Source organism: Bacteroidota bacterium, assembly GCA_020402865.1.
Lineage (GTDB): Bacteria > Bacteroidota > Bacteroidia > Palsa-965 > Palsa-965.
Genome location: JADBYT010000026.1, coordinates 90,136 through 104,099 on the forward strand (window position 1 = coordinate 90,136; position 13,964 = coordinate 104,099).

The 13,964-nt window shown below is 49.7% G+C and carries 14 protein-coding genes; 4 read left to right on the plus strand and 10 right to left on the minus strand.

Going from position 1 to position 13,964, the window contains the following annotated elements; all coding sequences use genetic code 11:
* The first annotated feature begins 4 nt into the window (after positions 1-4).
* Positions 5-805 carry a DUF4249 domain-containing protein gene (locus tag IM638_16475; GenBank protein MCA6364631.1) on the plus strand — a complete coding sequence of 267 codons (801 nt, stop codon included), beginning with the start codon at positions 5-7 and terminating at the stop codon, positions 803-805.
* A 68-nt stretch (positions 806-873) separates the two neighbouring features.
* Here IM638_16475 and IM638_16480 read toward each other — a convergent pair whose 3' ends face one another.
* The 7 genes from IM638_16480 to IM638_16510 all read right to left on the minus strand — a co-directional run bounded on the left by IM638_16480 (position 874) and on the right by IM638_16510 (position 5,975).
* On the minus strand, positions 874-1,263 hold the full coding sequence (locus IM638_16480) for a hypothetical protein (GenBank protein MCA6364632.1): 390 nt from the start codon (positions 1,261-1,263) through the stop codon (positions 874-876).
* Positions 1,260-1,607: a DUF2304 domain-containing protein gene (locus tag IM638_16485; GenBank protein MCA6364633.1), complete on the minus strand. Its 348-nt coding sequence runs from the start codon at positions 1,605-1,607 to the stop codon at positions 1,260-1,262. The genes IM638_16480 and IM638_16485 overlap by 4 nt, the downstream gene beginning before the upstream one ends.
* A 57-nt stretch (positions 1,608-1,664) precedes the next feature.
* Positions 1,665-2,258, minus strand: coding sequence for a transferase hexapeptide repeat family protein (locus tag IM638_16490; protein ID MCA6364634.1), 594 nt, complete (start codon positions 2,256-2,258; stop codon positions 1,665-1,667).
* 156 nt (positions 2,259-2,414) lie between these two features.
* Complete coding sequence (gene hflX / locus IM638_16495; protein MCA6364635.1) at positions 2,415-3,617, minus strand: GTPase HflX; 1,203 nt, start codon at positions 3,615-3,617, stop codon at positions 2,415-2,417.
* A 65-nt stretch (positions 3,618-3,682) separates the two neighbouring features.
* A complete protein-coding gene (locus IM638_16500; GenBank protein MCA6364636.1) occupies positions 3,683-4,951 on the minus strand; it encodes a hypothetical protein in 1,269 nt (422 codons plus the stop codon).
* 222 nt (positions 4,952-5,173) lie between these two features.
* Positions 5,174-5,503 carry a cytochrome c gene (locus IM638_16505; GenBank protein MCA6364637.1) on the minus strand — a complete coding sequence of 110 codons (330 nt, stop codon included), beginning with the start codon at positions 5,501-5,503 and terminating at the stop codon, positions 5,174-5,176.
* Between the two features lie 13 nt (positions 5,504-5,516).
* On the minus strand, positions 5,517-5,975 hold the full coding sequence (locus tag IM638_16510) for a cytochrome B (protein MCA6364638.1): 459 nt from the start codon (positions 5,973-5,975) through the stop codon (positions 5,517-5,519).
* Between the two features lie 163 nt (positions 5,976-6,138).
* Between IM638_16510 and IM638_16515 the strand changes: the two genes are divergently transcribed.
* From IM638_16515 to IM638_16525, 3 genes are all read left to right on the plus strand, one after another.
* A complete protein-coding gene (locus IM638_16515) occupies positions 6,139-9,216 on the plus strand; it encodes an amidohydrolase family protein (protein MCA6364639.1) in 3,078 nt (1,025 codons plus the stop codon).
* A gap of 13 nt (positions 9,217-9,229) precedes the next feature.
* Entirely contained in the window at positions 9,230-10,552 is a 1,323-nt protein-coding gene (locus tag IM638_16520) for an amidohydrolase family protein (GenBank protein ID MCA6364640.1), read from the plus strand.
* 80 nt (positions 10,553-10,632) lie between these two features.
* Positions 10,633-11,019 (plus strand): hypothetical protein, encoded by a 387-nt coding sequence (locus tag IM638_16525; protein ID MCA6364641.1) that lies wholly within the window; start codon positions 10,633-10,635, stop codon positions 11,017-11,019.
* Positions 11,020-11,024: 5 nt separating this feature from the next.
* Here the strand turns inward: IM638_16525 and IM638_16530 are convergent, their stop codons facing one another.
* Genes IM638_16530 through IM638_16540 form a run of 3 tightly spaced genes read right to left on the minus strand, consistent with a single transcriptional unit; the run spans position 11,025 to position 13,948 of the window.
* Complete coding sequence (locus IM638_16530; protein ID MCA6364642.1) at positions 11,025-11,744, minus strand: pyridoxine 5'-phosphate synthase; 720 nt, start codon at positions 11,742-11,744, stop codon at positions 11,025-11,027.
* Positions 11,745-11,779: 35 nt separating this feature from the next.
* Positions 11,780-13,045, minus strand: a complete 1,266-nt coding sequence (locus IM638_16535; protein ID MCA6364643.1) for a cation:proton antiporter — start codon at positions 13,043-13,045, stop codon at positions 11,780-11,782.
* A gap of 21 nt (positions 13,046-13,066) precedes the next feature.
* Positions 13,067-13,948, minus strand: coding sequence for a universal stress protein (locus tag IM638_16540; protein MCA6364644.1), 882 nt, complete (start codon positions 13,946-13,948; stop codon positions 13,067-13,069).
* Positions 13,949-13,964 lie beyond the last annotated feature (16 nt).

Sequence of the window (13,964 nt, forward strand, 5' to 3'; positions counted from 1 at the left end):
CGACATGAAACAAATTCTCTTCATATTTTCCATTGCGTCACTTTTGGTGTTAGGTTCTTGTGAGAAAGTAATCGACATTGACCTTAACAGCGCCGATCCGAAATTAGTGATTGAATGCTTGCTTACCGATACAACAGGGCCTTGTAAAGTATCACTCACACGTACGGTTGATTATTTCGACGGCGGAAACTCGCCCGGCGTATCCGGCGCTACGGTAGTGCTGAGCGACAATGCCGGAAATACTGAACAACTGAGCGAAGTTACGCCCGGCAATTATATTGCAACCACCATGCAGGGTACGCCCGGCCGCACTTATACGCTTAGTGTAACGGTTAACGGCACTACATACACCTCGCAATCAACCATGCAGCAGCCGGTGCCTATTGATACCATTTTTGCAGAGTACTTTCCGCCCTTGTTTGGTGCTGATGGTGGTTATGTAACTACTGCGCCGGTACAGGATCCGGCCGGTGTAGCAAATTTTTACCGGCAGCGTATTTTTATCAATGGTGTGCTACAGGATACTGCCGGTACTTATTTTCTTGCTGATGATTTATTTTCAGACGGGCGTTACGTGCAGTTCCCTTTGTTTCCGGTAATTGCGCAGCTTGGCGATACGGTAACGGTGCAAATGTGGCTGCTTGAAGAAAAGGCTTACCGTTATATCGAAGCACTTTCGCTTATTTCGGGCGGTACAGATCCTACACAGGCTGCGCCGGCCAATCCCGATTATCAGTTTACGAATGATGCGCTGGGTTATTTTATGGCCGCACCTGTGGTATCGCGCACGTTTGTGGTGCAGTAGTTCAATTGGAATTACATAAAACCGCCTGCACTCAATCAAGTGCAGGCGGTTTATTTATTGAAGAACGTTCAGATAACGGCAAGCAGAATTTTTCCGCACACGGCTTTTGCTACAGCCCGGGATCCCACAAAAAAAATGTAGAAGTGATAAAAGAAACTACGTTCACGCGGGAGGAAGAGATGTGCGTATTGCGGTTGTGTTTCTAAAATTGCACTCATGAGCAGAAGTTTTTGCCGCAATAAACTGCCGGGATGCGAAAGTGCACAGGCACTGTCGAGTAAGCCAAGGGTGCGTGGGTAGCGAAGTGCAAATGCTACTATTTTTTTGTCGCGTGTGGTGGCGTTTGATTCATTGCGCAGGCCGAGTGCTTTGGAGTAAAGCGCAATACTTGCGGCATCAGGCTGCTTGCCGCCGAGAAGATAGCGGCCCCAAATTGCGGCTTCAGCTTCGGGTGTCATTGCTTGTGTTGCTTGCGCATTTCTTCGCGCAGCAGTGCAATTTGCTGCGCCAGCGTTTTATTTTGCTCCTGAAGTTTTGACACAACTACCGAGAGATGAAGCAGGTAAATCAGTATCGCAAAAATGGCCCCTGTAAATACCAGATTGGGCGGATCAAACACGCCAATGAAATCAGCAATTACTTCGAGTCCCTGCCGCCAGAAAGCAAACGCAATAAGCAAGGCCGAGCATACAATCCAGATAATCGCATATTCCTCGCGCAAACGGCCACGATAAATGAGTCGCGCTATGAACGCCAGAAATGCAAAACTGGCAATGATGGCAAGCAATTGAACTCTCTCCATACACTTCAGTGTGAGGTGATACACAAACCTAATCATTTGCCGCCGAAGCAGCAATGCCTATTTACTTTCGTTCCAGGTTTTGTACACATCCTGCTGTGCCGGCCGAAACGGAGGTATGCGGCGCAGCGGCTCACATTCCTCCAAAGTATGATGCAGCTCGAAAGGCAGTTGCTGATACAATTCAGTGCCTTTTGTTTTCCAGCCAATCATTTCATCACTCACATCCTTCACAATCTTTCCGGGATTACCCACTACCACTTTGCGCGCCGGAATTAGTGTATCCGCCGCAATAAACGTGAGCGCCCCCACAATACATTCATCGCCAATCACCACATTGTCCATCACCACCGCATTCATACCAATTAAACAATTGCGGCCAATGGTGGCGCCATGAATAATTGCCCCGTGTCCGATATGTGCTGCTTCATGCAAACGTACAGTTACACCCGGAAACATATGAATGGTGCAGTTTTCCTGCACATTACAGCCATCTTCAATAATTATCTGTCCCCAGTCGCCACGTATCGCAGCACCCGGGCCCACATATACATTTCGTCCGATAATTACATTGCCCGTAACCGCAGCCTGCGGATGAATAAACGATGATTCGTGAACAACCGGGCGATACCCGTTAAATGCGTAACAAGCCATGTGAGATGAACTGATGTTGTGGATAGTGACTGATGAATTCGTGTTCGGGATTTGTATTTCCGGTAGCTTCGATCCCCGCAGAAAATGCGGGTACTTAGCCGCCGGGTTGGATGCTCACGGTGCCTGAGTTTATCGAAGGCACCGTGAGTAAAGTGTTCAGCTAAAATAGTCGAACTGATCGTATGGATGCCTTTTGGCGTGAATGGCTTTTACTTCACGGAAAAGCAGCTGACGGAATTCATCCACGTTTTCCTTGCTGGCGGCGGAAATAAAAATGCAGGGGTCGCTGAGTTTACTCATCCAGCTTTTCTGCAGCTCGGCCAGCGAAAGATTCTGATGGGCGGTGGGATTAAGCGGATCGGCATTGTGGGCGTTTTCGCGGTATGCATCAATTTTGTTGAAGACAAGAATGGTGCGTTTGTCCTTAGCGCCAATTTCGGCCAGCGTTTCGTGAACTACGTTAAGCTGGTCTTCAAACTGCGGATGTGAAATGTCAACCACATGGAGCAATATATCCGCTTCGCGCGTTTCGTCGAGAGTTGATTTGAACGACTCTACCAGCTGGTGCGGCAGTTTACGGATGAATCCTACGGTATCTGAAAGCAGGAAAGGTAAATTGCCCACAACCACCTTTCGCACCGTCGTATCGAGAGTGGCGAAGAGTTTGTTTTCGGCAAACACATTCGATTTCGACACGAGGTTCATGATGGTTGATTTACCTACGTTGGTGTAGCCAACAAGAGCCACACGCACCAGCTCGCCACGGCTTTTGCGCTGTGTGGCCATTTGCCGGTCTATTTCCTTTAGCTCGTCTTTCAGTGCCGAAATGCGGTTGCGCACAATACGGCGGTCGGTTTCAATTTCCTTTTCGCCAGATCCGCCGCGTGTACCTGTGCCGCCGCGCTGCCGTTCAAGGTGGGTCCACATACCGGCAAGGCGTGGCAGCAGATATTGCCAGCGTGCCAGTTCAACCTGTGCCTTGGCATGTGCCGTGCGCGCACGACCGGCAAAAATATCGAGGATGAGCAGGTTGCGGTCAATAACCCGGCGCGCAAACTCCTTTTCCAGGTTGCGCTGCTGCGAGGGCGAAAGCTCGTCGTCGAAAATGAGGAGATCAATTTCGTTGGCTTCCACAAATGCCTTTACCTCGGCTACCTTGCCCGAGCCAATGTGCGTGCGCGGATCAGGATGATCCATTTTCTGCGTGAAACGTTTTACAGGCAATACGCCCGCCGTTTCCGCCAGAAAGGCCAGCTCATCAAGATATTCCTTTACCAGTTCATCGGACTGGCGCTTTTCACTCACGCCAATTAATACAGCCCGCTGTCCCGATCGGACAGTAGTTAACGATTCAATCAATGAAATTCAGATATTAATATTATTCCGACAAAAGTACTGTGAATAAGGCAAATGAGGAAGAAAAACTACAAGGGCTTGCGGTAAAGCGAAGTGTTTTGAAAAGTTTCTTTTTCGCGGTACTGAAACCATATCCAGCCAGCATGCATGCGTACATTTTTGGGATAGGGAAATTCAAGCACGATTTCATTACCCAACCGGCCGGTCAATAAATTTATTTGTTGCAGTCCTGAATGGCGTCCATCTGCCGTTAATAAGTAAGCCTGTTGTGTAATTTCATCCACAATCACTGCATCTGGTCTTTTATTCACCAGATTTATCGGTAGTTTGAATTTACGCACCAATGTGGCCTTATTGTCGTACACGTATGTGTCGCCGCTGCATAAATTAAAAATGTACACACTGTCATTAATGATATGCAGGCTGGCCGCTACAGGGTCTTTATAGAGAATAGCCTCAGTGAAAAATGGATCCGACTTTAACAGGAAGTCGATGGCTGGACTTCCCATACCCGATTGCATGATGCGTTCGTGATTTACACGGCGGTGCGCTTCATCTTCATACATCTGCGTTCTTACCGAATCGGTAATTGTAAGGATGCTTATTTGTGTGTTGGTGCGAATATTCAGCGCGGAATAAGAAACGGCCAGTTTTGAGGCTGCATACTTTTCATAAAAGTAATACGCACCGTTTTGCGCAGTAAGCGGAAGCAGTGTGGCGCGAAATGCATCGAGTGTGGATTCCTGAAACAGAATATTTATTCCGCTTTCATTTTTCAACAGGTCGATCTGAAGAGTTTGCGCAGCGCAAATTATATGCACATTGCCAAACGCATCTGTAAACAATCCCTTTGCCGGGTAAGGAACCGGAACCGATTTTACTGTTTTAAAGGTGCTGTCGAGCACAAACAGGATTGATTTTTCGGGCGAATTTTTATATCCGAGAATAAGCGTGAAACTACTACTGAACGCATAATCGAGTACCTGATGTGTTTTTGACTCGAAAATAATCATCGCCTGGTCTGATATCATTACTTCGCTTAACAAGATGTTTCGCGGATTTAGTAGAATGATGCCTGTTGCTGATTTAACCGGTATTTCAGTTTGCTGGTAATTAAGGTGTGAAATTTTCAGCAACATATCATTTTCTGAAATAGCAATACTGAATCGGCCAAGCGAATCGGAAATAGCAAGTTTATTGCCCGGTACCGACACGATCTGTGCTCCGGCAATATTGGCTGAATTTACAGCATCTTTCAGTGTCCCGTTTATTACCTGCCCGAAGAGCGAAAACGGGAGGATGGCAAGCAACAGAAGAAGGGGCGTTTTTTTATACATATCCGGCCTGTTTAATTATTTGCAGACGCAGGCTTTTCGAAATTCCATAAACAATTGTTGGATGTACTAAGTCAAATTGCCCGGTTTCTGTAAAACAAAAGCGTTACAGCCAGTTGCATGTGAATGCAGCTTGAATTGTGAATGCAGATGTACCTACTAAAAATGCAAAGCGACAGCAATCAATTCTTGCTGTCGCTTTGCGAATGAATAGTGTGAGCTGCTTTACTTTTTCAGCGTTTGCAGATAAGCTGCAAGCGAATCAATTTCAGCTGGTGTGAGTTCGTCTTTGTATGCGCGCATGGCTTTGCGGCCGTTTGTTATCACAGCAGCTGCACCGGCTTTATCAAGTGTACTTGTGCTCAGGTCGTATGCGCCGCCAATTGCGGCTTTGCCATCGTTGCCATGGCAAACCACGCATTTTGCAGCATACAAGGTTTGTGCATTTGCTGCGGGAGCCGGTGTTTGATTGTCTGGTGCAGCCTGCTCACTACCCGAACCGCAGGAAGCGGCCTGCAAGGCAAGGGCAATAAGGGCCGGTAGGAAAAGTTTCATACGGAATTATCGCTTAGAACCAGCCACGGGCAATGCCTTCGGCGCGGAAAGGCCAGGGAATCATGGCAAGAATGAGCAGCAGGCCGAGCAAAAACCAGATCGCTGTACGTTTGTGTTTGGCCACATCAGTGGTGGCGCGTTTGGCTGATGCGCTGCCAATGGTAACAAAAGCAATGGCCACCACCATGCCAAGCAGGTGCTCAAGCGCAAAAAAACGAAGCGCAGGTACTTTCATGGCTGCACCAAAATCGTTAAGTGCTTCACTCACGGTCGGACTCACGAAATAAAGAATCAGTCCGATTACCAGCTGAAGGTGCACACTGATTACGGTAAATGTAGCCAGCTTGCGGTCGAGCGGCTGATAGGGTTTGTTGCCCAGCCAGCCGGCAAGTGCTTTAAAACCGGCAAAAACAAGCAGAAGAAGTGCTATCCAGCGCAGTCCGCTGTGGGCATGGTCGAGTGCAGAATACATAGTGTGCTTTTTTTGGTGCTCCAAATGTAATCAAAACCCGCTTTGCGGCATCCTGCTTCAAATGCTTTTAATATACCGCTTTTCAGCTGTCAAAACCGTTCGTATGAACACCTTCCCAACACGCCGAAATAATGATACATTTGTTTCTTTCTCTCACGCTACAATGAAACACTTTATTACGGCTGCTGTATTTTGGTTTACGGCAATACTGGCACAGGCTCAGGTCACCACTTTCCCGGTTAACGGAGCACCCAATCCAAATCATAACTATGTGGCTTTTACCAACGCCCGCATCTTTGTAGATGCAGAAACGGTAATTGAAAAAGGCACACTGCTCATCCGCGACGGCTACATTGCCGATGCCGGTGCGGCTGTGGTTATTCCTGCCGGCACAGTGGTAATTGATTTGCAGGGCAAATGGATTTATCCCTCCTTCATCGATCCCTATACTACCTACGGTATGCCGCGTCCGAAAAGGCCCGAGTACGATCCGGCTCCGCAATACGAAGCAGCCCGCCCCGGTGCGTATGCTTGGAATGACGCGCTGAAGCCTGATAATGACGCCTATCGGCATTACACAACAAGCGCGGAAAATGCCGCCGCCTACCGGAACACCGGCTTTGGCACAGTAATGAGTTATTACCCTGATGGTATTGCACGCGGTACAGCCACATGTGTCACACTCAACGCTGATCAGGGCGATAACCGTTCGATGCTTCAGGATAAAGTGGCGGCCTGCTATTCATTTAGCAAAGGCACGTCACGGCAGGAGTATCCCGGCTCGCTGATGGGCGCCATTGCGCTCATGCGCCAGACCTACGCGGATGCCGCATGGTACAAATCGCTCAAAACAAAAACCGAGTACAATCATTCGCTTGATGCGTGGATTGGCATTCAGTCATTGCCGCAGATTTTCGAAACAACTGATAAGTGGAACGTACTTCGTGCAGATAAGGTAGGCGATGAGTTTGGCGTGCAATACATTTTTAAAGGCAGCGGCAACGAATATCAGCGCATGGAAGAAATGAAAGCCACCGGCGGGTCGTTTATTCTTCCGCTCAATTTCCCTGCTGCGTTTGATGTGGACGATCCGTTTGATGCGCGCATGATTGCCTATGAAGATCTCAAGCACTGGGAACTTGCACCGCTTAATCCCGGCGCATTTGAAAAATACGGAATCCGTTTTGCCCTTACGGCATCCGGGCTTGATGATAAAGGTGAGTTTCTGACCAATCTGCGCCGGGCCATTCTGTTTGGGCTGACTGAGAAAATGGCATTGCGTGCGCTTACCACTGTACCTGCCGAAATGCTGGGTATTGCCGACAGGGCCGGTGCATTGCGCAAGGGTATGCTCGCCAATTTCATTATCACCTCCGGTAATGTATTTGCCGAGAATACCGTGATTTGGGAAAATTGGGTGCGCGGTACAAAATATGTGGTGAATGATATGAGTAAAATTGATCTCCGTGGTTCCTATCAGTTAACCGTTGGTAATGATGCCGCGCGCAGTTTCAAAATTTCCGGATCACTCATGAAAATGAAAGGCTCGGTGCAAAATGCCGATTCTTCGAAAACTCCGGTAATGGTTGACCTTTCGGGCAATGCAATTACGCTGGTGTTCACGCCAAAAGGCATGGAGGGCGCCTACCGTCTCAGCGGCAGCGTGGATGCGGCTACCCGGCAAATGACCGGCTCTGCACAATTACCCGACGGGAAATGGATGAACTGGAGCGCAAAGTATGTAGCGGCTTACGACGAAAAGCCTTCCACACCGGATACCACCAACTGGTACCTGCCCACACTCGACGATGTGATCTATCCGTTTGCAGCATACGGCATGCCGCGCAACGATACCAGTTTTATTGATAAAATGAAACGTCGTTACGATGCGGTGCTGATCAAAAATGTAACGGTGTGGACAGGCACCGAAGGTGATACAGCCATGCCCGATATGGATGTATATATTACGGAGGGCCGCATTGTACGCATTGCAAAAAATATTGATGCGCCCAAAGGTGCATTCGCACTGGTGATCGACGGCACAGGCAAACACCTTACGCCTGGCATCATCGACGAGCACTCGCACATTGCTGTTGCGGGCGGAGTCAATGAAGGCTCACAGGCCTCAACCGCCGAAGTCCGCATTGGCGATGTAATTAATCCCGACGATGTAAATATCTACCGCCAGCTTTCAGGCGGTGTTACAGCATCGCAACTGCTGCATGGCTCTGCCAACCCGATTGGCGGACAGTCGGCGCTGGTGAAACTGCGCTGGGGCAGCAATGCCGAACAGATGAAAATTGCCGGCGCTACCGGGTTCATCAAATTTGCACTGGGTGAGAACGTGAAGCAGGCCAACTGGGGCGAATATCACACCATACGTTTCCCGCAATCACGCATGGGTGTGGAACAGGTGTATTACGACCATTTCACCCGCGCCCGCGAATATCAGAAGCAGTGGGAAGAATGGAAAAAACTTTCGCCCAAAGACCGCGAAAAAGCAACACCGCCCCGCCGCGATCTCGAACTCGAAACGCTGGTGGAAATTCTTACGCAAGCCCGTTTCATTACCTGTCATTCCTATGTGCAGTCTGAAATAAACATGCTCATGCACGTGGCTGATTCGATGGGCTTTAAGGTGAATACCTTCACACATATTCTCGAAGGGTACAAAGTGGCGGATAAAATGCGCAAGCACGGTGCCGGCGGCTCGTCGTTTGCCGACTGGTGGGCATACAAAATGGAAGTGATGGATGCGATTCCTCAAAATCCGGCCATTTTGTTCCGCATGGGCATTGTGGTAGCCGTAAATTCTGACGATGCCGAGATGGCCCGCCGTCTCAATCAGGAAGCTGCAAAGAGTATTAAGTACGGTGATCTCACCGAAGAAGAAGCGTTGATGCTGGTTACTTCTAATCCGGCCAAACTCCTGCATCTCGATAAACATCAGGGCCGTATTGCAGTGGGTATGGATGCCGATGTGGTGCTTTGGTCCGACAACCCGCTTTCCATTTATTCGCGCGTGGAAAAAACGCTGGTGGATGGAAAAGTACTTTACGATTCGGGCGATGATGCACGCCGTCGTGAAGAAATGGAAAAGGAACGGGCACGCATTATTCAGAAAATGATGCACGAAAAGGAAAACGGTGCTCCTACTGTGAAACCGCGCATGAAGCGGATGAAGGTATGGGATTGCGAAGATCTCGGAACCGAAAACGATTACCTGAATGATGCAGAATAAAAGAGCCTCACGTATGAAACGTATTTCACTTCTCTCTCTCTCATTTGCGCTGATGGCAGCTTTACCTGCACTGGCGCAGAAACCCGTTCCAGGCAAACCGCAAACCAAAAGTATTTTGCTCATGAATGGTGTGGCACATATTGGCAACGGCACCGTGATTGAAAATTCGGTAATCGGTTTCCGTAATGGGAAAATAGAACTTGTGGGCGATGCACGCACGGTACGCATCGACCGTTCGGCTTGGGATACCGTGGCCGACTGTTCGGGCAAACATCTTTATCCCGGTCTCATTGCGCCTAATTCCACACTCGGACTTACCGAAGTGGAGGCTGTGCGCGCATCCAACGATCAGTATGAAGTAGGTGGCTACAATCCGCATGTCCGCTCACTGATTGCCTGGAATACCGATTCGAAAATTATTCCCACCGTGCGTACCAATGGTGTGTTAATGGCACAGGTAACGCCGCGCGGTGGCCGGATTTCGGGTACATCAAGCGTGATGCATCTCGACGGGTGGAATTGGGAGGATGCTGTACATAAAGCGGATGATGGCATACACATTAACTGGCCGTCATATATTTCCTACAACTGGACAGAGCAAGGTCCCGGCGGATACGAGCGCAGCAAGCGTTATCTCGATCAGCGCCACGAACTGGAACAGTTTTTTACCGAGGCTAAAGTATATTGTTCGGTGCCAGCACAGCCCGAAAAGAATTTGCGCTATGAAGCCATGCGTGGCGTATTCAACGGTAGCAAAGCCATTTACATTCACGCCGACTATGTGAAGGAAATTACCGAAGCGGTTGCATTTGCACAGAAATTCGGTCTCAAACGCATGGTTATTGTGGGCGGTGCCGACAGCTGGATGTGTACTGCAGAATTAAAGGCGGCTTCGATACCCGTAATGCTCGGGCGCGTACACAGTTTGCCCCAAACCGATGGCGATGATGTGAACCAGTCATACAAAACACCGTCACAACTTATGAAAGCCGGTGTGCTTTTCTGTCTCCAGAACGCCGGTGATCAGGAAGCACATGGCACACGAAATTTACCTTTCCTTGCCGGTACGGCCGCCGCGTGGGGACTTTCGAAAGAAGAAGCACTGATGTCGGTTACGCTCAGCAGTGCGAAAATACTAGGTGTTGATGCGCAATGTGGTTCACTCGAACCGGGCAAAGACGCCACGTTGTTTGTGTCTGATGGTGATGCACTTGACATGCGTGGTAATCATGTGCGCGCCGCATGGATTCAGGGCAGGAGGCTGGATTTGAGAAACGAACAGACTGAAATGGCTGAAAAGTATCAGGATAAATATGGATTAAAGAAGAAACAGTAAATGGAAAGGCCACCTCGTAAAAAGGTGGCTTTTTTTGTGTTGGGGAGGACGAAAGGGTGAAATAGGAATTATATTTGGGGATGTGGTTGAAGGGCTTGAATGATGTAGTTGCATTTGTCAGGGAGCAACACCTTAATAATATTGGTTTTACTCCGGTTACCAATTTCCATACCTGCACTAATCCTTACACCGGCTACAAGGCTTTTACGCGCGTTGAGGCCGCAACGCTTAACCGTGCGCTTGAACAGGCCAAACTTATCTGTGCACAGGAAGGCAAATGCCTTTACCAGATTTGCATCGAGGTCTTCCACGAAATCACCTCTGCACGTCTTGAAGCCCTTGCACTTGGGCTTGATGCTCCTCCTGAGCCACCCTTCTATACCGGAGATCCCACGCTGTCTTTCAATTCCTCCTTCAAAAAAAAGCCTGCTCCCAAACGGAAACAGGCCTCCAAATGTGCGGTTTAGGCGGGTTACTTCCCCAATTCGCGCTGATACATCATTACCACATTTTCGAGCCCGAAATACAGGGCGTCGGCAATGAGTGCGTGACCAATTGAAACTTCCTGCAATGCGGGAATGTGTTGGGCAAAGTAGCGCAGGTTTTGCAGGTTAAGATCGTGCCCGGCGTTAATGCCCAGCCCAAGCTGCTGTGCACGTTGAGCGGCTTTAACAAACGGGGCAATAGCCGCTTCGCGGTTTTCGGTGTAGTGGTGGGCGTAGCTTTCGGTGTAAAGCTCAATACGATCAGTGCCGGTTTCGGCGGCGCCCTCCACCATTTTTTCGTCGGCATTTACAAAGATGCTGGTGCGTATGCCATGCTGCCTGAACAGCGCAATAATTTCGCGCAGGTAATCGCGGTGGGCGTGCGTGTCCCAGCCATGATCGGAGGTAAGCTGGCCCAGCGTATCGGGCACAAGCGTAACCTGATGCGGGCGTGTTTCGAGCACAAGGTCGATGAACTTTTGCTCGCGCGGGTTGCCTTCAATGTTGAACTCGGTGGTGATGAGCGGACGAATGGCCCTGACGTCGGCGTAGCGGATGTGGCGTTCATCGGGGCGGGGATGCACGGTGATGCCATTTGCGCCAAAGCGTTCACAATCTGCGGCTGCTTTCACCGGATCGGGTATGTGACCTCCGCGACTGTTTCGCAAAGTGGCAATTTTATTGATGTTTACGCTGAGGTGGATCATAGACAATGTGTCTGAAATTTTTGTGCAATTATGCGCTATGCTTTTGCGTTGGGCACACTCACTTCATCCACAAACCTGCGCATGAGCGGGCCGCTGGCAATGCTGGTAATGAGTGCCATTACAACCAGCGCCACAAACACAGGTTGCGAAATGAGTCCGGCTTCAAATGCCAGTTTACCCAGTATAATTTCCATTGCGCCGCGCGCATTGAGTCCAAAGCCCACGGCTATTGCATTGCGCTTAGACAGCCCCCCGATTCGTGCGCCGGCGCCGGCGCCAATTACTTTTCCGATAAACGCAATTACCAGCACCACGCCCACAATCAGCCAATCGAAATGCTCCACGAAATTTACCTTGAGACCGATTGACACAAAGAATAACGGCGCAAAGAAATTGGTTACAAACTGGTGAATAATTTCGCGCGCCTGTTCGCGCAGGTGAACCGAATCACCAATGGCAATGCCGGCAATAAACGCACCCAGAATGGCGTGCAGCCCGATACTTTCGGTAAAAGCCGCGCAAAGCAGGCAAAGCCCCAGACTAAGCGCCAGCACGCCGCCCGGCCACGATAAACGGGTTTGCACCCAGGGCAGTACCCTGTCAATAATGCGCCGGCCAATAAACAGCATAAACGCACCAAAGGAGAGGATGTACAAAATGGTATAACCCACATCGCCCTTTGCCCCCCCCATGCCGCCAACAGAAAGGATGAACGAAAAAATAAGCCAGCCCACCAGGTCGTTGAACATGGCAGAGGCAATAATGATCATACCGATGTTGGTGCGGAACAGGTTCATGTCCATAAGAATGCGCGCAATAACAGGCAGCGCGGAAATAGACATGGCTGTACCCATAAACAGGGCAAAGAGAAAATGCATTTGTGTGCCGGCCGCACTACCAAACCATTCGGGAAAATACCAGGCTACACCAAAGCCGGTGGCAAAGGGCAAAAGCATACTGCCAAGCCCCGTGCTGATAGCGGCGCGGCCCTGCCTGAGTACGGTGGCCAGCTGCACTTCCATGCCCGCCACAAACAACAGCATAATTACCGAAAGGCTGAAAATGCCGTCGAGTGCAATGGATACATGCTCGTTTGTTTTGAGCGGAAAAAGATAGGCCGAAATGCCGGGTGCAAAAGTGCCGAGAATAGTAGGGCCGAGAATGATGCCTACCATGAGTTCGCCCATTACCATTGGAAGTTTCCATCGCTTACCAAACTCGGCCAGAATACGCGAGAGAATAAGCATGGTGCTGATGGCCAGCAGCAGCGTAATCAGATCAGAGTGGGTGAGTTTTGCCATAAACGCGCTGCCGGAGCAGCATCAGGAAATACGCGAGTGAACAATGAGTACGTTGCAGGGAAGATCTTCGAGTATGTATTCCATATCGTGTGTAAAGATGCGGTCGATGAGACCATACTTTACATCGGGTGAGTTGATCACGAGCAAATCGGCCTTCTTGGTTTCTGCAAACTGCCGAATGGCAAAGCCGGGTTTACCTTTTATGATTTTCTCGGTAATTTCTATGTCGCCCTGCTTGCGGCAGCGGGTCACTATGGCGTGCATGCGGTTGGCTTCATCGTCGGTAAACTCACGTTTAATTTTCGACGCCTCACCTGCGGTGCTGTTGCCGGCCATGGTCATCGCCAAGCCGGGCTGATGAACCTCGGTAGCCACCACAATGTCTTTGCTGCACACATGCTCGGCAAAGTAAATGGTGGTGTTGATGGTGTGAATGGTTTTGGGACTTTCCACCGAATTCACCACAAGCTTTTTAAATACAGAACCTTCGGCTTTGGGCTCGGTAAGCAACAGCACCGAACATTTGGCTTTTCGCGAAATGCTGCGTGCCACTGAACCGAGGTAGAAACGAAACATGTTTTCCTTGCGCATGGCGCCCAGCACCAGCAAATCCACAATGTTCAGTTTGCAAAGTTCAAGCAGTGTGGATACAGGATCGCCTTCGCTCCAGATAATACGCACACGCTGCTCGTCAATGCCTAAACGATCTATGAGCTCGTCGAGCCTTGCCTCCTTCGTGCGGGTGCGCTCACCTATGTGCATAAGCAGAAGCTGTGCGTCAAACACCTGCGCCAGTTTCCACGATTCGCCAAGCACTCCTTCCAGTCGCGGCGAGAATGCCAGCGCCACCCCAATAGTTTCAAACGGATACGACGGGCGGCGTTTCAGTTTCTGGTAGTCCATATGCAAAGATAAGAAC